The organism is Leclercia sp., assembly GCF_036780805.1.
Lineage (GTDB): Bacteria > Pseudomonadota > Gammaproteobacteria > Enterobacterales > Enterobacteriaceae > Enterobacter.
Genome location: NZ_DAIQCE010000001.1, coordinates 1,821,942 through 1,842,684, shown reverse-complemented (window position 1 = coordinate 1,842,684; position 20,743 = coordinate 1,821,942). Strand labels below are relative to the sequence as shown.

General features: G+C 59.0%; 16 protein-coding genes. 6 read left to right on the top strand and 10 right to left on the bottom strand.

Annotated features, from left to right (window positions below):
- Positions 1–69: 69 nt before the first annotated feature.
- The 4 genes from V7Q49_RS08695 to poxB form a co-directional block, all read right to left on the bottom strand.
- Complete coding sequence (locus tag V7Q49_RS08695; RefSeq protein WP_333850337.1) at positions 70–1,083, bottom strand: NAD-dependent epimerase/dehydratase family protein; 1,014 nt, start codon at positions 1,081–1,083, stop codon at positions 70–72.
- A gap of 92 nt (positions 1,084–1,175) precedes the next feature.
- Complete coding sequence (locus V7Q49_RS08690) at positions 1,176–2,612, bottom strand: SDR family oxidoreductase (RefSeq protein WP_333850335.1); 1,437 nt, start codon at positions 2,610–2,612, stop codon at positions 1,176–1,178.
- 9 nt (positions 2,613–2,621) lie between these two features.
- Positions 2,622–3,623, bottom strand: a complete 1,002-nt coding sequence (ltaE, locus tag V7Q49_RS08685; RefSeq protein ID WP_333850334.1) for a low-specificity L-threonine aldolase — start codon at positions 3,621–3,623, stop codon at positions 2,622–2,624.
- A 154-nt stretch (positions 3,624–3,777) separates the two neighbouring features.
- A complete protein-coding gene (gene poxB, locus V7Q49_RS08680; RefSeq protein WP_333850333.1) occupies positions 3,778–5,496 on the bottom strand; it encodes a ubiquinone-dependent pyruvate dehydrogenase in 1,719 nt (572 codons plus the stop codon).
- Positions 5,497–5,648: 152 nt separating this feature from the next.
- On the opposite strand from poxB, the gene V7Q49_RS08675 reads away from it, so the two are divergent.
- Entirely contained in the window at positions 5,649–6,083 is a 435-nt protein-coding gene (locus tag V7Q49_RS08675; RefSeq protein WP_333850331.1) for a DoxX family protein, read from the top strand.
- A gap of 115 nt (positions 6,084–6,198) precedes the next feature.
- Here the strand turns inward: V7Q49_RS08675 and hcr are convergent, their stop codons facing one another.
- The 4 genes from hcr to aqpZ all read right to left on the bottom strand — a co-directional run bounded on the left by hcr (position 6,199) and on the right by aqpZ (position 10,755).
- Positions 6,199–7,167 (bottom strand): NADH oxidoreductase, encoded by a 969-nt coding sequence (gene hcr, locus V7Q49_RS08670; RefSeq protein WP_333850330.1) that lies wholly within the window; start codon positions 7,165–7,167, stop codon positions 6,199–6,201.
- Between the two features lie 11 nt (positions 7,168–7,178).
- Positions 7,179–8,831, bottom strand: coding sequence for a hydroxylamine reductase (hcp, locus tag V7Q49_RS08665; RefSeq protein ID WP_333850329.1), 1,653 nt, complete (start codon positions 8,829–8,831; stop codon positions 7,179–7,181).
- 143 nt (positions 8,832–8,974) lie between these two features.
- Complete coding sequence (locus tag V7Q49_RS08660; RefSeq protein ID WP_333850328.1) at positions 8,975–9,874, bottom strand: lysine exporter LysO family protein; 900 nt, start codon at positions 9,872–9,874, stop codon at positions 8,975–8,977.
- 185 nt (positions 9,875–10,059) lie between these two features.
- Complete coding sequence (aqpZ, locus tag V7Q49_RS08655) at positions 10,060–10,755, bottom strand: aquaporin Z (protein ID WP_333850327.1); 696 nt, start codon at positions 10,753–10,755, stop codon at positions 10,060–10,062.
- A 369-nt stretch (positions 10,756–11,124) separates the two neighbouring features.
- On the opposite strand from aqpZ, the gene V7Q49_RS08650 reads away from it, so the two are divergent.
- The gene (locus V7Q49_RS08650) at positions 11,125–12,783 is read left to right on the top strand and encodes an ATP-dependent endonuclease (protein ID WP_333850326.1); all 1,659 of its coding nucleotides are present in this window, start codon (positions 11,125–11,127) and stop codon (positions 12,781–12,783) included.
- Here the strand turns inward: V7Q49_RS08650 and V7Q49_RS08645 are convergent.
- On the bottom strand, positions 12,780–13,736 hold the full coding sequence (locus tag V7Q49_RS08645) for a VirK/YbjX family protein (protein WP_333850325.1): 957 nt from the start codon (positions 13,734–13,736) through the stop codon (positions 12,780–12,782). The two genes, V7Q49_RS08650 and V7Q49_RS08645, sit on opposite strands and share 4 nt — an antisense overlap.
- A 159-nt stretch (positions 13,737–13,895) precedes the next feature.
- On the opposite strand from V7Q49_RS08645, the gene macA reads away from it, so the two are divergent.
- Both macA and macB read left to right on the top strand, forming a co-directional pair.
- Positions 13,896–15,011 (top strand): macrolide transporter subunit MacA, encoded by a 1,116-nt coding sequence (macA, locus tag V7Q49_RS08640; protein WP_333850324.1) that lies wholly within the window; start codon positions 13,896–13,898, stop codon positions 15,009–15,011.
- A complete protein-coding gene (gene macB / locus V7Q49_RS08635) occupies positions 15,008–16,948 on the top strand; it encodes a macrolide ABC transporter ATP-binding protein/permease MacB (RefSeq protein WP_333850323.1) in 1,941 nt (646 codons plus the stop codon). The genes macA and macB overlap by 4 nt, the downstream gene beginning before the upstream one ends.
- 202 nt (positions 16,949–17,150) lie before the next feature.
- Here the strand turns inward: macB and cspD are convergent, their stop codons facing one another.
- Entirely contained in the window at positions 17,151–17,372 is a 222-nt protein-coding gene (cspD, locus tag V7Q49_RS08630; RefSeq protein WP_333850321.1) for a cold shock-like protein CspD, read from the bottom strand.
- Positions 17,373–17,693: 321 nt separating this feature from the next.
- On the opposite strand from cspD, the gene clpS reads away from it, so the two are divergent.
- Together clpS and clpA are read left to right on the top strand one after the other, a co-directional pair.
- On the top strand, positions 17,694–18,014 hold the full coding sequence (gene clpS / locus V7Q49_RS08625; protein ID WP_325931422.1) for an ATP-dependent Clp protease adapter ClpS: 321 nt from the start codon (positions 17,694–17,696) through the stop codon (positions 18,012–18,014).
- A gap of 30 nt (positions 18,015–18,044) precedes the next feature.
- The gene (gene clpA, locus V7Q49_RS08620; RefSeq protein WP_032617326.1) at positions 18,045–20,321 is read left to right on the top strand and encodes an ATP-dependent Clp protease ATP-binding subunit ClpA; all 2,277 of its coding nucleotides are present in this window, start codon (positions 18,045–18,047) and stop codon (positions 20,319–20,321) included.
- Positions 20,322–20,743 lie beyond the last annotated feature (422 nt).

Sequence of the window (20,743 nt, the reverse complement as noted above, 5' to 3'; positions counted from 1 at the left end):
TGTCCCTGAGCGATAGCCGGGGCGATCGGATGTTCTCTCCCACAGGGCTGAGGGAGAAAGACGGTACCCCTACCGGTGAAGCTTCCCGTGATCCCGCAGCCAGGCTGCAGTGCGCTCAATCCCCTCATCCAGCGTCACCAGCGGTTTATAGCCCAGCTCGCTCTCCGCGCGTTGCGTATCGAGGGTAAAATCAAAGTTCAGTTTCGACACCCCGTAGTGGGTCAGGGCGGGCTCTTTGGCGGATTTGTTACCCAGCCGCTCCATGCTGCGGGCAATGATATCCAGCATCGGGTAGGGTACCGAGCGGATCCGACACTGAATGTTCAGCTCGTCAATCAGCTTCTGCACAATGCTGCGCAATGTGCGCGGTTCGCCGTTGGTGATGTTGTACGCGCGGCCGGACGGCAGGCTGTCGCACTCGCTCTGGCTGGCCAGCCACATGGCGTGAATGGCGTTCTCGAAATAGGTCATGTCCACCAGCGCATCCCCGCCGCGCGGCAACAGCACGCTGCCGTAGTGGTGCATCATCTGCGCCAGGCGCGGAATAAACACTTTGTCGTGCGGACCAAACAGGCTCTGCGGACGCAGGATGGTAAAGCGGGTGTGCGGGTTGGACTGCGCCAGCAGGTCGATCACCTCTTCGCTGGCGGCCTTGCTGCGGGCAAATTCGCAGGCGTAGCGCGCCGGACGGAAATCTTCCTGGATATCTCGATGGTGGTGATAGTCGAAATAGAGTGACGGGGAGGAGATATGCACAAAGTTGCGCACCCCCCAGGCCACGGCCCACTCGCCCAGACGGCGGGTGGCACGCACGTTCGCCAGATCGAAAGCTTCCTGGGTGCCCCAGGGCGAGGTAAAGCTGGAGCAGTGCCACAGCGTATCGATCCCGGCCAGCATCACTTTCGCCTGGGAAGAGACCAGTTCCGTCAGATCGGCATGGACGAACTCTGCGCCCATTTTTTGCAGCAATTTACCCATCGCTTCATTGCGACCGGTGGCCCGGACGCTGACGCCTTTATTGCGCAAAAACTCCACCGCGTTGCGGCCTAAGCCGCTGGTGGCGCCGGTAACCAGTACCTTCATATCGATCCACTGTATTGAATAGAATTTCGTGCGCATTCTTCCGTGAATTACGGCGCTATGCAATGGGAAACGTGAAAGATTCGGAGTTTTAATCAGACTTTTTCTGTCTTTAGTTCTGCCAGAAGTGCAATACGCCGGGCCATGCCGCGGAAGATAAACAGGTGCGCCGGGATCATCAGCAGCCAGTAGAACAGACCCGGCATGCCGTGCGGATGCCACCAGGCGCGGACGTCCAGCTCCCGGTGGTCGCCTTTGTCCTTCAGGGTAAAACACAACCGCCCAAGGCCCGGGGCTTTCATGCCAAACAGCAGCGCCAGCTGCTTCTCCGGCTCGACGATAATCACCTTCCAGCTGTCGACCGCATCGCCGGTTTGCAGGTACGGCGCCGCCGGACGGCCTTTCGCCAGCCTGTGGCCGACCAGCAGATCCATCATCGCCCGGGTTTGCCACAGGGCGTTGCCAAAGAAGTAGCCCTCTTTGCCGCCGAGCTGATTCACCACTTCCCACAAGGCGCTCAGGCTGGCGGAGGTTTTCACCGTACAGCCGGCCTGTTTCGGGTAGTAGCCGTACTCCGGTCGCCAGCGGGCGAAGGCCTGGGCGTCGTAGCCCCAGTCGCTGGAGTTGACCAGCTTCTCCTCTTCTTTCAGGGTGTTGCGCACCGCGTCATCGAAGCGGATTAAATCCTGCGGGATCAGCGCCCGCAGCTCCCGGTCGTCGGCCAGCAGGTCGTGCTTCAGCCCCTGGATTAGCGCTTTGGCGGTGGTCGGCGGCACGGAGGTGATGACGTTTAAAAACCACACCGAGATCCAGCGGGTCGGGAAGGGGATGGGGATCAGCGGACGACGGCGGCCGCTCACCGTCATAAAGTGTTCGAACTGCTGCTGATAGCTCAGCACCTCGGGCCCGGCGGCCTCCAGCACCCGGTGCGCTGTCGCCGGATGATCGAGCAGCGCCACCAGATAGTGGAGTAGGTTCTCCAGCGCAATCGGCGTGGTGCGGGATCGCACCCAGCGCGGCGGGGTCAGCACCGGCAGGTTATAGACCATGTCGCGCATCACCTCGAAGGCGGCAGAGCCCGCCCCGACGATGATCCCGGCCCGCAGCTCGGTAAGCGGGATCCCGGCGCTGCGCAGCGTCTCGGCGGTCAGCTGCCGGGCGCGCAGGTGGTCGGACTGCTCATGCTCCGGTGCCTGCAGCGAGCTGAGGAAGATAATCTGTTTAACCGGGTGTTCCAGCAGCAGATCACGGACGTTCATCGCCACCTGGCGCTCGTGGGCGATGAAGTTGCCGCCTTCGCCCATGCTGTGCACCAGATAGTAAAGGGTATCCACCCCCTCAAGCAGGGCCGCCAGATCCTGGGGCCAGTTGAGATCGATAGCATGGCAGGTGACGTTGGGCAGGTTCTGCTTTTGCAGGCGCTCAACGTTGCGTGCCGCAGCGCATACCTGGTGCCCACGCGCGCTGAGGGCGGCCACCAGATGTTGACCGATATACCCGCTGGCACCCAGCACCAGAATACGTTGCGGCACGATTGCTCCTTAGCGCTGTAAAAATGCCTGCCAGTGAGCAACCACTTCCGCAAGCTGCTCGCGGTTGACGTCGAGATGCATCACCAGACGCACGACCGGCGAGGCATTGATCAGCACGCCGCGCGCCTTCATAAACTCACCCAGCGCCGCGGCGTTATCTTCCCCGACGCGGATAAAAAGCATGTTGGTGTCGTGACGCATCACATCGGCACCGATCTCGCGCAGCTGCGTCGCCATCCACGCCGCGTTGTCGTGATCGTCCTTCAGGCGGGCAACGTTATTTTTCAGGGCGTACAGGCCCGCCGCGGCGAGGATCCCGGCCTGACGCATGCCGCCGCCGGTCATTTTACGCCAGCGGTTGGCGCGCTTGATGTAGTCGGCATTGCCCACCAGCAGGGAGCCCACCGGCGTGCCCAGCCCTTTCGAGAGGCAAATGGTGAACGAGTCGCAATATTGCGTAATCTCTTTCAGCTCACAGCCATACTCCACCACGGCGTTAAAGATGCGTGCGCCATCGACGTGCAGCCCCAGCTTGCGCTCGCGGGTAAATTCCCACGCCGCTTTCAGGTACTCACGCGGCAGTACTTTGCCGTTATGGGTGTTTTCGAGGCTGAGCAGTTTAGTGCGGGCGAAGTGAATGTCGTCGGCTTTGATTTTGGCGGCCACTTTGTCCAGCGGCAGGGAGCCGTCAGGCGCGGCATCAATCGGCTGCGGCTGAATGCTGCCGAGCACCGCTGCGCCACCGGCTTCGTACAGGTAGTTATGCGCCCCCTGGCCGACGATATACTCTTCGCCGCGCTCGCAGTGGCTGAGCAGGGCCACGAGGTTGGCCTGGGTGCCGGTCGGCAGGAACAGAGCGGCTTCGTGGCCGCTCAGCTCGGCGGCATAGCGCTGGAGTTCGTTAACGGTCGGGTCGTCGCCGTAGACGTCGTCCCCGACCGGCGCGGCCAGCATCTCTTCCAGCATGGCACGGCTCGGACGGGTGACGGTGTCGCTACGTAAATCAATCATGTCATATCCTTATACACTTCATCCTTCGCGCTGCCTCTGCGTTGGCTGCGCCCTCAAACCCCAGTCACATAGTTATCTATGCTCCTGGGGATTTTCGGGCTTGCCGCCTTGATGCAACACGAATGATTTTGTGTATGAATTGAAAAGGATATTTTTACCTGAGCCAGTTGGTTTTGGCTAGCTCCAGAACTTCGTCGCCGCGGCCGCTGATGATGGCGCGCAGCATATACAGGCTAAAGCCCTTGGCCTGTTCCAGTTTGATTTGCGGCGGGATCGCCAGTTCGTCTTTGGCGACCACCACATCTACCAGCACCGGGCCCTCGGTGGAGAAGGCGCGCTGTAAGGCATCATCCACCTCTGAGGCTTTCTCCACGCGGATACCGGTGATGCCGCAGGCTTCGGCGATGGCGGCGAAGTTGGTGTCATGCAGCTCGGTGCCGTCGGTCAGATAGCCCCCGGCCTTCATCTCCATCGCCACAAAGCCCAGCACGCTGTTGTTAAAGACGATGATTTTGATCGGCAGTTTCATCTGCGCCACCGAGAGGAAATCCCCCATCAGCATGCTGAAGCCGCCGTCACCGCACATCGCCACCACCTGCCGCTCCGGCGCGGTGGCTTTAGCGCCCAGCGCCTGCGGCATGGCGTTAGCCATCGAGCCGTGGTTAAACGAGCCCACCAGGCGGCGCTTGCCGTTCATCTTCAGGTAGCGTGCCGCCCAGACGGTAGGGGTGCCCACGTCGCAGGTAAAGATGGCATCGTCGGCGGCGTAATGGCTGATCTGCTGCGCCAGATACTGCGGGTGCAGCGCCTTGTCGCTGGGCTTCGCCAGGTCGTCCAGCCCCTTGCGCGCGTCGCGATAGTCGCTGAGGGCTTTATCCAGAAACTTACGATCGGTTTTCTCTTCCAGCAGCGGCATCAGCGCGGCGAGGGTGGCCTTGATGTCGCCGACCAGCGCCATATCCACCTTGCTGTGCGCCCCGATGCTGGCCGGGTTGATGTCGATCTGGATGATTTTCGCGTCGGTGGGGTAGAAGGCGCGATAGGGGAAGCGGGTGCCGAGCAGCACCAGGGTGTCGGCGTTCATCATGGTGTGGAACCCGGACGAGAAGCCGATCAGCCCGGTCATCCCCACGTCATAGGGGTTATCGTACTCTACGTGCTCTTTACCGCGCAGGGCGTGAACAATCGGCGCCTTCAGCATGCCGGCAAACTCCACCAGCTCGTCATGGGCCCCGGCACAGCCGCTGCCGCACATCAGGGCGATATTGCTGGAGTAGCGCAGCAGCTGCGCCAGTTTTTTCAGTTCGGCATGGGCGGGCGTCACTACCGGTAGGGGGGCCGGATACCAGTGGTTGCTGGCACTTTCCGGGGCCGCCTGCAGGGCGACGTCGCCGGGCAGCACAATCACCGAGACGCCGCGTTTCAAAATGGCGTTGCGCAGGGCCAGGGCCAGCACCTGCGGGATCTGCTCCGGCGTGGAGACCAGCTCACAGTAGTGGCTGCATTCACGGAACAGCTCCTGGGGATGCGTCTCCTGAAAATAGCCGCTGCCGATTTCACTGGAGGGAATGTGCGCCGCGATGGCCAGCACCGGGACGTTATTACGATGACAGTCAAACAGGCCGTTAATCAGATGCAGGTTGCCCGGCCCGCAGGATCCGGCGCACACCGCCAGCTCCCCGGTAAGCTGCGCTTCGGCCCCGGCGGCGAACGCGGCGACCTCCTCATGTCGGGTCGGCATCCACTCGATGGTGCCCATCCGGTTCAGGCTGTCGCTCAGGCCGTTAAGGGAATCCCCGGTAACACCCCAGATCCGTTTCACTCCGGCCTGTTCCAGCATTTTCGCGATGTAGTTCGCCACGGTTTGTTTCATGGTAGTCCGTCTCCTGAATGTGATAACGCTTTCAAGCTTAGATGAAACTGACCGCCATGCCTGTTTAATCCCCCTGATTAATAGTTGCTTTCAATGTGCAATATTTCGTCATATTCTGATGGTGTATCCAACAAAAACAGGAATCAATTCAAATGGTTAAATCATTGTTAACGGCTGTTAATAAAACGCTAACGCACGACGATTTTGGCAGGCTGTTGCTGCGTCTGGCGGTGGGGGGCTTGATGCTGTTTCACGGGATGCATAAAGCTATCGACGGCGTGGGGGGCATTGCAGGCATGCTGGCGGCGAAGGGGCTGCCGGGCTTTATCGCTTACGGGGTGCTAATTGGTGAAGTGGTAGCGCCGATCCTGATTATCCTCGGCATTTTTACCCGTCCGGCGGCGCTGGTATTAGCGTTCACCATGGTGGTGGCGTGGCTGATGGTGGGCACGGGCAAAACCTTCGCCCTGGATGCGGTCGGAGCGTGGGCGATTGAAAGCCTGGTTTACTTCTTCGTTGGTGCGCTGGCGGTGGCATTTTTAGGAGCAGGGCGGTATGCGGTGGTGAGCGATCCTGTCTGGAAGTAACGCCGGGCGGCACTGCGTTTGCCCGGCCTACGGATTTCGTAGGCCCGGTAAGCGTAGCGCCACCGGGCATTAGCCTTTGTAGGCCCGGTAAGCGCTAGCGCCACCGGGCGTTCCATCAGGCCAGCACCAGATCCCCCTGCGGATGACAGGAGCAGGCCAGCACGTAACCTTCCGCCACTTCGGCATCGGTCAGGGTCATGGTGCTGGAAACGGTATAGTTCCCGTCCACCACCTTCGTTTTACAGCAGCCGCAGACGCCTGCACGACAGGCAGCCACCACCGGCACGTTATTGCTCTCCAGCGCCTCCAGCAGCGTGCTGCCCACGCGGCCAAAGAAGGTCTGCGCCGGCTGCAGTTTGGTGAACTTCAGCCCGCTGGTGGCGGCTTCTGCTACCGGGGTAAAGAACTGCTCTTTAAAGAAGCGGGCCACGCCGAGGGCCTTCACCTCTTCTTCAACGAGGTCCATATACGGCGCCGGGCCGCAGGTCATCACGGTGCGTGAGGCCAGATCCGGCACGCGCTGCAGCAGCTCGCGGGTCAGACGACCGGCAACGAAACCCTCGGTGGCGTTATTTTCGGCCACCAGGGTGACCGGGTAGTTCCGCCACTCGTCGGCGAAAATCACGTCCTGCGGTGAGCGCACGCTGAAGATCACCTCCACGTCGGCCTGCGGGCGGTGCTTCGCCAGCCAGCGACGCATCGACATCACCGGCGTCACGCCGCAGCCGGCGGCCAGCAGCAGGAATTTATCGTCCGGCTTATCGTCACAGGTAAAATCACCCTGCGCGTCCGACAGCCAGATGTAATCCCCACGCTTCACATCGTGCGTCAACCACTGGGAGCCAGCCCCCTCATCAATGCGACGGATGGTCAGCGTGATGTACTCGCTGATACCCGGCGTGGAGGAGATCGTGTACGCCCGCAGCGTCTCCGCTGAGTTACGCACGCTGACCAGCGCATACTGCCCGGCGCGGTACGGATAATAGTCGTGGCACAGCAGCGAAATCGTCCAGACATCCGGTGTTTCCTGATGGATGTGATGAACCTGCATCCGCCACGGGCACTGATGGGTTGGCATCGTCATACTTTTACTCCTTACGCGCTCAGCAGTTGCTTCATGTCTTCTTCAACGGTGGTCACGGAACGCAGACCAAACTTCTCGTTGAGGACGGCCAGCAGATCCGGCGTAAAGAAGCCAGGTGCGGTCGGGCCGGTGACGATGTTTTTCACGCCCAGCGACAGCAGGGTCAGCAGGATCACAATCGCTTTCTGTTCGAACCAGGAGAGCACCAGCGACAGCGGCAGGTCGTTCACGCCACAGCCCAGTTTCTCTGCCAGCGTTACCGCGAGGATGATGGCCGAGTAGGCATCGTTACACTGACCGGCATCGATCAGACGCGGCAGCCCTTCGATATCGCCGAACTCCAGCTTGTTGAAACGGTACTTACCGCAGGCCAGGGTCAGGATCAGGCAGTCGTCCGGCACGCTGGTGGCGAAATCGGTGAAGTAGTTACGTTCTCCGCGTGCGCCGTCGCAACCGCCGACCAGGAAGATGTGACGCAGTTTTTCGCGGCTCACCAGATCAATCAGGGAGTCCGCCGCGCCCAGCAGGGTTTGACGGCCAAAGCCAACGGTGATCAGGTGGGGAATTTCGCTGTACGGGAAGCCCGCCATCTGCTGCGCCTGGGCAATCACCGGACCAAAATCGTCACCTTCAAGGTGGCTCACGCCCGGCCAGCCGACGATGCTGCGGGTCCAGATACGATCGTCGTAAGCGCCCACGGTAGGGTCGATGATGCAGTTAGAGGTCATCACGATAGGGCCAGGGAAGCGGGCGAACTCCACCTGCTGGTTCTGCCAGCCGCTGCCGTAGTTACCGATCAGGTGTTTGAATTTGCGCAGCTCCGGGTAGCCGTGGGCAGGCAGCATCTCGCCGTGGGTGTAGACGTTGACCCCGGTGCCGTCGGTCTGCTCCAGCAGGTTATAGAGATCTTTCAGGTCGTGACCAGAGATCAGAATGCACTTGCCTTCGGTCGCTTTAACGTTGACCTGCGTTGGGGTCGGGTGGCCGTATTTGGTGGTTTCACCGGCGTCCAGGATGCTCATCACTTTGAAGTTCATCTGGCCGATTTCCATTGAACACTCCAGCAGGGCGTTCATATCGGAAGGCCAGGTACCCAGCCACGCCATAATTTTGTGGTACTGGGCGTAGATGTCGTTGTCGTACTGATCCAGAACGTGCGCGTGTTCCATATAGGCCGCAGCACCTTTCAGACCGTACAGGCACAGCAGACGCAGGCCAAGAATGTTCTCGCCAATCGCCGCTTTGTCTTTGTTCGGGGTAAATTCTGCCGCCTGACGCTGCAGGTCGCCGAGATCGTCGCTCACCAGCTGCAAATCGGCCATAGGGTTGTCCACGCGGGCACCGGCATCGACGTTCAGGGCCTGGGCTTTCAGGGCGTCACGCAGGGCAATGGCTTCGCGGGCGTAGCCCACAATGCGTGGCGAATCGAAGTTAACGTTGGTCAGGGTAGAGAAAAACGCGCGTGGGGCGAAGTTATCAACGTAGTGGTCAATAATGCCATATTCCCGGGCTTTTACTGCCCAGGCGGATAAACCCTGCAGGGCGGCAATCAGCAGATCCTGCAGATCGGACGTTTCGGCGGTTTTACCGCACATGCCCTGTGCGTAAGAGCAGCCGTTGCCAGCTGGAGTTCGGATAGTTTGTTCACATTGCACACAAAACATAATCACACCTGTTAAAGTTATATTTTAAATACATCTTTAAGGTTATGCCTGTGACGATACAGAGAAAAGGGCTTTCTGCTACAAACGAAAGGGTTATTGATTTAGCGCAATTTTGGCGGTAGCTGGCTACCGCCTAAGAAGTATCAGGCGGAGAAGAACGCCATCATGATCGGCACCAGCAGGCTTAAAATAAAGCCGTGCACGATGGCGGCAGGCACCATCTCCAGGCCGCCAGAGCGTTGCAGCACCGGCAGGGTAAAGTCCATTGAGGTGGCACCGCAGAGGCCCAGCGCCGTGGAGCGGCTGCGGCGCACCAGGCCCGGGATCAGCATAATGGCGATCAGCTCGCGCCCGAGGTCGTTAAAGAAGGCGGCACTGCCTATCACCGGACCAAAGGATTCAGTTAACAGAATGCCGGAAAGGGAGTACCAGCCAAAACCGGAGGCCATCGCCAGGGCGGTATTGAGCGGCAGGCCGAGGATAAAGGCATTAATCACTCCGCCAATTAGCGAGCTGCCCACGACGACCACGGCGACCATCATGCCGCGACGATTAAGTACGATCTGTTTTAAGGTCATGCCGTTATTACGCAGCTGAATACCAATCAGGAACAGCAGGAAGATCAGGGTATATTCGCTGGCTTCGGTGGCGTGCTGTAAAAAGGCGAACCCGGTCAGCCCCAGCAGAAAACCGAGCACCACCACGCCGCATAATTTTAATGACTCCAGCGCCATGGCAATACGCGACGGTAATTTTTCCTGATGGTGATGGTTTCGCCACGGAATAATACGTTCCAGCCAGAACAGGGCCGCGATATTGCAGAGTAAAATAACCCCCATCGTAATGATGGAGTAATGCAGGATCGACAGCAGGTTGGTCGCCAGATTATCGAGAAAGGCGAGGCTGATGCCCATAAAAAACAGAATGACGTAGACAATCCCGCTCAGTAAACGGTTGATCAGTTTTAGCGCTGACAGCTGACGAAGAGGAATGAGATAACCCACAATCAGCGGGATCAGAATGATTAAGAGTCCTGAAAACATGAACAACCGGTCCTTTATATGAGTGGCGCTGTGACACTACCCAATTCAGACGGTTCAGTAAAGGTAGAAAATGGGGGCGGTGCGGTTTAATGCCGGGCGGCGCTGTCGCTTGCCCGGCCTGGGGTTTGGCATTGCGTAGGCCGGGTAAGGCGAAGCCGCCACCCGGCATCACAACGCGCACAATCTTAATCGCGTTTCTCAAGCAGGGTGCGGTACAGCACGCCGCCGATAATACCGCCGATAATCGGCATCACCCAGAACAGCCACAGCTGCTGTAGCGCCCAGCCGCCCTGGAAGATAGCGACCGCGGTGCTGCGCGCCGGGTTCACCGAGGTATTGGTTACCGGAATGCTGATCAGGTGGATCAGGGTCAGCGCCAGACCAATCGCAATCGGGGCAAAACCGGCCGGGGCGTGTTTATCAGTGGCACCGTGGATCACCAGCAGGAAACCGGCCGTCAGCACGATTTCAATGACGATAGCAGAGAGCATGGAGAAACCGCCCGGGGAGTGCTCGCCAAAACCGTTTGAAGCAAAACCGCTGGCCGCAGCGTCAAAGCCGGTTTTACCGCTGGCAATGACATACAGAATAGCGGCAGCAATAATCCCGCCAATCACCTGGGCAATAATATAGCCGAGAATATCTTTCGCCGGAAAACGACCGCCCGCCCAGAGACCTAATGTCACCGCCGGGTTAAAATGCCCGCCGGAAATATGCCCCACAGCATAAGCCATGGTTAATACCGTTAAACCAAAGGCCAGGGAAACCCCGACAAAACCAATCCCTAATTCCGGGAAACCTGCCGCCAGTACTGCGCTGCCGCAGCCACCAAATACCAACCAGAATGTACCAAAACATTCAGCTGCTAACTTTCTGAACATAACCACCTCAAAGAAAAAGAGCGCACTCCTGCGCCATTGTTATTTATCGCTAATAAGGGCGATGAGTTTTAAAACGCCTCTATTCTAAAAATGAATATCCCCCCTCACCAGTTAAATAAATACGGTAAGTTTGATGTAGGGCAAGGTGTTGCGTTTCCTTATAAAATTAAGGCAAGTAAAGCCGGGAGAAATTTCCGGCAGAAAGCGTATTGGGCGGGAATCATTATTTCAAATGAAAGTTGTTGGTTAAATTCTTAATTATTCATTTTTGCCTGTTAATATTCCCTCGACAATCGGGTGTCCGTCCGGGCGCGCTGGCGTTATACTCCTGATAACGTAAAGGAAAAGTTCATCTCTCCCGGAGGGTACATGTTGCTTGAACGTGTGGAAATCGTAGGGTTCCGCGGCATTAACCGTCTGTCGTTGATGCTTGAGCACAATAACGTGCTGATCGGGGAAAACGCCTGGGGTAAATCCAGCCTGCTGGATGCCCTGACGCTGCTGCTCTCCCCGGAATCCGATCTGTACCATTTTGTCCGGGAAGATTTCTGGTTTCCCCCCGGGGATCTGCTGGGGCGCGAACACCATCTGCATATTATTCTTACCTTCCGTGAATCCGAACCGGGTCGGCATCGCGTCCGACGCTACCGTCCCCTGGCCGACTGCTGGGTGCCGTGTCAGGACGACTACCAGCGCATTTTTTATCGTCTGGAGGGCGAGCTGGCGGACGACGACAGCGTGCTGACGTTACGCGGTTTTCTCGATAACGACGGCAACCCTCTGCCGCTGGCGGATATTGACGAGCTGGCGCGCCATCTGGTGCGCCTGATGCCCGTGCTGCGCCTGCGGGACGCCCGCTTTATGCGCCGGATCCGCAACGGCACGGTGCCTAACATGCCCGACGTAGAAGTGACTGCCCGCGAGCTGGATTACCTGGCCCGGGAGCTGGTGGCACGTCCGCAAAACTTAACCGACGGCCAGATCCGCCAGGGGTTATCGGCGATGGTGCAGCTGCTGGAGCACTACTTTACCGAGCAGGGCTCCTCGCCGGTCCGCAACCGGCTGATGCGGCGGCGCTCCCACGATGAACAGCGCAGCTGGCGCTATCTCGACATCATTAACCGGATGATCGACAAGCCCGGCGGCCGTTCGCACCGGGTGATCCTGCTGGGGCTCTTCTCGACGCTGCTACAGGCCAAAGGCACCGTCCGGCTCGACCGGGATGCCCGCCCGCTGCTGCTGGTGGAAGATCCCGAGACGCGCCTGCATCCGATTATGCTCTCGGTGGCGTGGCACCTGCTGAATCTGCTGCCTTTGCAGCGCATCACCACCACCAACTCCGGCGAACTGCTGTCGTTAACCCCGGTGGAGCACGTCTGTCGCCTGGTGCGCGAATCCTCGCGCGTGACGGCTTTCCGCCTTGGGCCGGGCGGGATGAATGCCGAAGACAGCCGCCGGATCGCCTTCCATATTCGCTTTAACCGCGCCTCCTCGCTGTTCGCCCGCTGCTGGCTGCTGGTGGAAGGGGAGACCGAAACCTGGGTGATTAACGAGCTGGCCCGCCAGTGCGGCCACCACTTCGATGCCGAGGGGATCAAGGTGATTGAGTTCGCCCAGTCGGGCTTAAAACCGCTGATCAAATTTGCCCGGCGGATGGGCATTGAGTGGCACGTGCTGGTGGACGGCGACGAGGCGGGCAAGAAATATGCTGCCACCGTGCGCGGGCTGATTAACAACGACCGGGAGGAGGAGCGCGAGCACCTGACGGCGCTGCCCGCCATGGACATGGAGCACTTCATGTACCGGCAGGGCTTCTCGGACGTCTTTCATCGGGTGGCGATGGTGCCCGACGATATTCCGATGAACATGCGGCGGGTGATCATGAAAGCCATTCATCGCTCGTCGAAGCCCGATCTGGCGATTGAAGTGGCGATGGAGGCCGGGCGGCGCGGGGTTGAAGCGGTACCGACCCTGTTGCGGAAAATGTTCTCCCGCGTGCTGTGGCTGGCACGCGGGAGAGCCGATTAACGGCGGGTCGCCTGGTTGACCTGATCAATCAGGCTGTCCAGCAGGGCGAAGCGGCGGCGGTACTCGGCGCGCTTTTTGCTGGCGATTTCTTCCATCGGTTTACGCGGCATGACCCGCGGCAGACGGTAGTTGCCCTCGTCGGTGCGCTCGCCGCCGAGCGACTCCCAGAAGCCGTCGTAATCGGCCAGCAGTTTCCCCTCTTTTTTCTTGCGATAGCGCCAGCTGCGGTAGATGTGGGTGCTGTTGCTGACCGCCACGATCTGCTCCACGGCAAGGGCGCTGCCCAGCGTCATGGCGGCTTCCACCAGCAGGCGTTTCGGGAACAGGCCGTGACAGGCTTTGGTGGCGCTCTGGATCGCCTCGTGCGGCACAAAGGCTTTTGCCCCCTGCATCCCGCCGATAAACAGCGTCGCGGTGCCGTTCATCTGACACAGCGTGAAGGTTACCTCCGCCAGCACCGTCTGGTCGGCGTCGCAAAAGGCCAGCGTGGCTTCACCCTCTTTATCCAGAAACGCATCGGCGCACAGGCGCAGGGTAAACTGCTGGTCGTCTTTGCCGGTCAGGGTCAGTAACGTCACCCCTTCCCGGGAGAGATAGCCGTTCATCAGCGCGGCCGGGAGCTGGCGCTGCATCGTCTGATAGTGCCAGCTCAGCGCCTCCAGGGTTTGCTGGCGGTTGATGGCGACGGACAACCACGGACGGTGCAGGCGGCAGGGCAGCCCCGGTTGAACCTGCAACAGCTGCAGCAGCTGCGGCTGTTGTGCCAGGTTTGACAGCAGGCGGGCGGTGCTGAATGGCGTCATCAGCGATCGCAGCATAAACTTGCGGCGGTAGGCCGGATTGCGCCAGGCAAGTCCCGGGGTTAATGTCCCGAATGCCAGGCGTTGAAACAGCTGCCAGCCCGATTTAGGTTGCGGCTGATGGGTAAAAGATGACTCTGCGATGGATGACATAATAAATTCCGGTCTTGTTGCCAGATCGTTATTTCAGCAGGGGCTTTATCAACCTCTCCTCAACGATTTTCATCCATCCAGGAAAGCAGGGGTTTCGTTGAGGAGCGGTTTAGTTAGAATCAACAGTTATGTAAGCCAGAATAGCTATTTGGAATATTTATGAACTTAAAGGGAAAACGCAGGAAGCTGTTTCTGCTGCTGGTACTGATTGTACTGGTGGCTGGATTCTGGCTGTGGCGGGTGCTTAACGCCCCGGTACCACACTATCAAACGCTGATTGTCCGTCCGGGCGAGCTGCAGCAAAACGTGCTTGCCACCGGCAAGCTGGACGCGCTGCGCAAGGTGGACGTCGGGGCGCAGGTCAGCGGCCAGCTGAAAACGCTGTCGGTGGAGATTGGCGATAAGGTGAAAAAAGGGCAACTGCTGGGGGTCATCGATCCGGAGCAGGCCGAAAACCAGATCAAAGAGGTGGAGGCGACCCTGATGGAGCTGCGTGCCCAGCGCAGCCAGGCCGAAGCGGAGCGCAAGCTGGCTCAGGTGACCCTGAACCGTCAGCGGCAGCTGGCCACCACCCAGGCGATCTCGCAGCAGGATCTGGATACATCGATCACCGAACTGGCGGTCAAACAGGCACAGATCGGCACCATCGATGCGCAGATCAAACGCAACCAGGCCTCGCTGGACAGCGCCAAAACCAACCTCGACTACACCCGTATCGTCGCTCCGATGGCGGGGGAAGTGACGCAAATCACTACCCTGCAGGGGCAGACGGTGATTGCCGCCCAGCAGGCACCGAACATCCTGACGCTGGCGGATATGGGCACCATGCTGGTGAAGGCCCAGGTCTCCGAGGCGGATGTGATTCACCTTAAGCCGGGGCAAAAAGCCTGGTTTACCGTGCTGGGCGATCCGCAGACCCGCTACGAAGGGGTGCTGAAAGATATTCTCCCGACGCCGGAGAAGGTCAATGACGCCATTTTCTATCATGCCCGTTTTGAAGTGCCCAACCCGCAGGGGGTGCTGCGCCTGGACATGACCGCTCAGGTGCATATCCAGCTCGCCGGGGAGAAAAACGTGCTGACCATTCCGCTGGCGGCGCTGGGGGAACCGGTGGGCGACAACCGCTACAACGTGAAGGTGCTGCGTAACGGCGAGACGCGCGAGCGTGAGGTGAGCCTCGGCTCGCGCAACGACACCGACGTGGTGGTGGTGAAAGGGCTGGAAGAGGGTGAAGAGGTCGTCATCAGCGAGAGCCAGCCCGGGGCGGCCAAATGACGGCCCTGCTGGAGCTGAATGATATCCGCCGGAGCTATCCCTCCGGCGACGGGCCGGTGGAGGTGCTGAAGGGCATCACCCTGCGCGTCGAGGCCGGGGAGATGGTGGCGATTGTCGGGGCTTCGGGTTCCGGTAAATCGACGCTGATGAACATCCTCGGCTGTCTGGATAAACCCACCAGCGGCACCTATCGCGTGGCCGGGACCGACGTCGCGACCCTGGACGGCGACGCGCTGGCCAAACTGCGGCGGGAACATTTCGGCTTTATCTTCCAGCGTTACCATCTGCTCTCCCACCTGAGCGCGGCGCAGAACGTCGAAGTGCCGGCGGTCTATGCTGGCGTGGAGCGCAAAAAACGCCTTGAGCGGGCCCAGGCGCTGCTCACCCGGCTGGGGCTGGGGGAGCGGGTCGATTATCAGCCTTCGCAGCTCTCCGGCGGCCAGCAGCAGCGGGTGAGTATCGCCCGGGCGCTGATGAACGGCGGGCAGGTGATCCTTGCCGATGAACCGACCGGCGCGCTCGACAGCCACTCCGGGGAGGAGGTGATGGCGATCCTGCACCAGCTGCGGGATCAGGGGCATACGGTGATCATCGTGACCCACGACCCGCAGGTGGCCTCCCAGGCCGGGCGGATCGTGGAGATCCATGACGGCGAGCTGGTCAGCAACCCGCCGCCCAGCCTCAATGCCACCCGACGCCAGGAGGTGGCGCTACCCCCGCCGTCCGGCTGGCGACAGTTTGCCAGCAGTTTCCGCGAAGCGCTGACCATGGCCTGGCTGGCGATGGCCGCCAACAAAATGCGCACCCTGTTGACCATGCTGGGCATCATCATCGGTATCGCCTCGGTGGTCTCGATTGTGGTGGTGGGCGATGCCGCCAAACAGCTGGTGCTGTCGGATATCCGCTCCATCGGCACCAACACCATCGACGTCTATCCTGGCAAAGACTTTGGCGACGATGAGCCGCAGTATCAGCAGGCGCTGAAATATGACGATCTGGCCGCTATCCAGAAGCAGCCGTGGGTCAACTCCGCCACCCCGGCGGTATCGCAGAACCTGCGTCTGCGCTACGCCAATATTGACGTGGCGGCCAGCGCCAACGGCGTCAGCGGCGATTACTTTAACGTCTACGGCATGACCTTCAGCGAGGGAGGCACCTTCAACGCAGAACAGCTGGCGGGCCGGGCGCAGGTGGTGGTGCTGGATGCCAACTCCCGGCGACAGCTGTTCCCCAATAAAGCGAAAGTGGTGGGTGAGATCGTGCTGGTGGGCAATATGCCCGCGACGGTCATCGGCGTGGCGGAGGAGAAGCAGTCGATGTTTGGCAGCAGCAAGATTTTGCGCGTCTGGCTGCCGTACACCACCATTTCCGGGCGCATTATGGGGCAGTCGTGGCTGAACTCGATCACCGTTCGGGTGAAGGAGGGCTACGACAGCGCTCAGGCGGAGCAACAGATCGAGCGCCTGCTCACCCTGCGCCATGGGAAGAAAGATTTCTTCACCTGGAACATGGACGGGCTCTTGAAAACGGCTGAAAAGACCACACGTACTCTTCAGCTCTTCCTCACGCTGGTGGCGATCATCTCCCTGCTGGTCGGGGGAATTGGGGTGATGAATATCATGCTGGTGTCGGTGACCGAGCGTACGCGCGAAATCGGCATTCGCATGGCGGTGGGCGCCCGGGCCAGCGACGTGTTGCAGCAGTTTTTAATTGAGGCGGTGCTGGTCTGTCTGGTGGGCGGCGCGCTGGGGATCACGCTCTCCCTGTTAATTGCCTTTACGCTGCAGCTGTTTTTACCCGGCTGGGAAATTGGTTTTTCACCGATGGCGCTGTTAACTGCCTTCCTCTGTTCTACCTTTACCGGGGTGCTGTTTGGCTGGCTGCCGGCAAGAAATGCCGCGCGGCTGGATCCGGTGGATGCGTTAGCCCGGGAGTAAGTCTGTTGGCCTACAAAATCTTGTAGGCCCGTGCAAGCGTAGCGCCGCCGGGCGTCAGGCCGCACGGCAGCCCATGAAGGATTTGTAGGCCCGCGCAAGCGCAGCGCCGCCGGGCGTTAAGCCGCACGAACGCGTACAAATAAAAATGCCAGCGCATCGGGCTGGCATTTTGAGTGCGGGGTGTACACAATGAAACAGAGGGCTATGCCACCACTTCTGCTTCGACGGGCACAATAACGCTGGCATGATTGCCTTTTGGCCCGAGGTGTACATCGAACCGAACGGCTTGTCCGGCTTTCAGCGTTCTGTAACCATCCATCTGAATGGTGGAGTAATGCGCGAAGATGTCTTCGCCGCCGCCTTCAGGGCAGATAAAACCAAACCCTTTGGCGTTGTTGAACCACTTAACTGTACCCGTTTCCATGCTTCGACATCCTTCGTAAATCTTATTGAGTTAGATGTAATGAACCGGTGCTGGAGTGGGGGCTGTTCAAAACCTCGCCAACTCACGCCTGTACAATTTAGATAAACCAAAGGCAGCGTCAAGCATTTGCCGGGGAAGAGAGGGTAAAAATGCGTCAAAATTTGAAGCAGTTAACGCTATTGATGGGTATTGTGACAGACATCGCGGATGGCAATAATAGATGTGAGTTATCTGACATCTGAGGTAGATTCAGGTTATGTATAGCCTCCTGTCAGAATCAGACCCGCGACCGGAGACCGTAAACGAAGATGACGACTGACAATGGGTAAGACGAACGACTGGCTCGATTTCGACAAGCTGGCGGAAGATAAAGTGCGCGACGCGCTAAAACCGCCATCTATGTATAAAGTTATGTTAATGAACGATGACTACACGCCGATGGAATTTGTTATTGACGTGCTACAAAAGTTCTTTTCTTATGATGTAGAACGTGCAACGCAACTGATGCTTACCGTTCACTATCATGGCAAAGCCATCTGCGGTGTTTTTACTGCAGAAGTCGCAGAGACGAAGGTGGCGATGGTGAACAAGTATGCGAGGGAGAACGAGCATCCGTTGCTGTGTACGCTGGAAAAAGCCTGAATAAGGCAATGAAAATTGGGGGAGGTGCCTATGCTCAATCAAGAACTGGAACTCAGTTTAAACATGGCTTTCGCCAGAGCGCGTGAGCACCGACATGAGTTTATGACGGTCGAGCACCTGCTGCTCGCACTGCTCAGCAATCCATCCGCCCGCGAAGCGCTTGAAGCCTGCTCCGTGGACCTGGTGGCGCTGCGTCAGGAACTTGAAGCCTTCATCGAACAGACCACACCTGTATTGCCCGTCAGTGAAGAGGAGCGCGACACGCAGCCGACGCTCAGCTTCCAGCGTGTACTCCAGCGTGCGGTATTTCACGTCCAGTCCTCCGGACGTAGCGAAGTCACCGGTGCTAACGTGCTGGTTGCCATCTTCAGCGAGCAGGAGTCGCAAGCCGCCTACCTGCTGCGCAAACACGAAGTCAGCCGCCTTGATGTGGTGAACTTCATCTCTCACGGAACGCGAAAAGACGAGCCGAATCAGGCATCGGATTCCGGCCATCAGGTCAACAGCGAAGAGCAAGCAGGCGGGGAGGAACGTATGGAAAACTTCACCACCAATCTTAACCAGCTTGCCCGCGTCGGCGGTATTGACCCGCTGATTGGCCGCGAAAAAGAGCTGGAACGGGCGATTCAGGTACTGTGCCGCCGCCGCAAGAACAACCCGCTGCTGGTGGGGGAATCGGGCGTGGGTAAAACCGCCATCGCCGAAGGGCTCGCCTGGCGCATTGTGCAGGGCGACGTTCCGGAAGTGATCGCCGATTGCACCATCTACTCGCTGGATATCGGTTCCCTGCTGGCCGGGACCAAATACCGCGGTGATTTTGAAAAACGTTTCAAAGCGCTGCTGAAACAGCTCGAACAGGATACCAACAGCATCCTGTTTATCGACGAGATCCATACCATCATCGGCGCCGGTGCGGCATCGGGTGGCCAGGTGGATGCCGCCAACCTGATCAAACCGCTGCTTTCCAGCGGCAAGATCCGGGTGATTGGCTCGACCACCTACCAGGAGTTCAGCAATATTTTCGAAAAAGACCGCGCTCTGGCGCGTCGCTTCCAGAAAATCGACATTACTGAACCGTCGGTCGAAGAAACGGTGCAGATCATCAACGGCCTGAAACCGAAGTACGAAGCGCACCACGACGTGCGTTACACCGCGAAAGCGGTACGTGCCGCGGTGGAGCTGGCGGTGAAATACATCAACGACCGTCATCTGCCGGATAAAGCGATTGACGTGATCGACGAAGCGGGCGCGCGTGCGCGTCTGATGCCGGTCAGCAAGCGCAAGAAAACGGTCAACGTGGCGGATATTGAATCCGTGGTGGCCCGCATCGCGCGTATCCCTGAGAAGAGTGTTTCTCAGAGCGACCGCGATACGCTGAAAAACCTCGGCGATCGCCTGAAAATGCTGGTCTTCGGCCAGGATAAAGCCATTGAGGCCTTAACCGAAGCCATCAAGATGGCCCGCGCCGGGCTGGGGCATGAGCACAAGCCTGTCGGTTCCTTCCTGTTCGCCGGCCCGACCGGGGTAGGGAAAACCGAGGTGACGGTTCAGCTCTCGAAAGCGCTGGGCATTGAGCTGCTGCGCTTTGATATGTCCGAGTATATGGAGCGTCACACCGTCAGTCGTCTGATCGGTGCGCCTCCGGGCTACGTCGGCTTTGACCAGGGCGGCCTGCTCACCGATGCGGTGATCAAGCATCCGCACGCGGTTCTGCTGCTCGATGAGATCGAGAAAGCGCACCCGGACGTCTTTAACCTGCTGCTGCAGGTAATGGACAACGGGACGCTGACCGACAACAACGGACGCAAGGCGGACTTCCGCAACGTGGTGATGGTGATGACCACCAACGCCGGGGTGCGTGAGACCGAGCGTAAATCCATCGGCCTGATCCACCAGGATAACAGCACCGATGCGATGGAAGAGATCAAGAAGGTCTTTACGCCAGAGTTCCGTAACCGTCTGGACAACATTATCTGGTTCGATCATCTCTCTACTGAAGTGATCCATCAGGTGGTGGATAAGTTCATCGTCGAGCTCCAGGTACAGCTGGATCAGAAAGGGGTCTCCCTGGAAGTGAGTCAGGAAGCCCGCGACTGGCTGGCTGAGAAAGGCTACGATCGTGCGATGGGCGCGCGTCCGATGGCGCGAGTTATCCAGGACAACCTGAAGAAACCGTTGGCTAACGAGCTGCTGTTTGGTTCGCTGGTGGACGGCGGACAGGTGACGGTAGCGCTGGATCAGGCGAAGAACGAGCTGACGTACGACTTCCAGAGTGCGGCGAAGCACAAGCCGGAAGCGGCTCACTAACGTTATTGCATGATGATAAAAACCGGGCGAAAGCCCGGTTTTTTTATGCCTGCTTTTTGCCGGGTGGCGCTACGCTTACCCGGCCTACGTGAGTGCGCCGGACGGTCCCCTCTCCCTTGAGGGAGAGGGTTAGGGTGAGGGGGAACCACGCGCACGGTCGTCAAAATTTTGCGAGACGTTATCCAGAATGTAAACAGGGATATTGCTGGATAAAACCACAGTAATAGAATGGCGATGCACCTGCAAAATCAGGTGCCAGGATTGGCGTCCTGAAAGTGTGTGAGCAGCGCGATTAGCTGCAGGCTTCGTTCGCCCTAAGGAAAAGGGTATATTCTGCATCTGGCGGGCGAATCGGAAGCTTCTTTTGAAGCGCCAGTAAGCACACACACTGGTACGCCAATTCCTTTTCGTCCGCCGCCAGC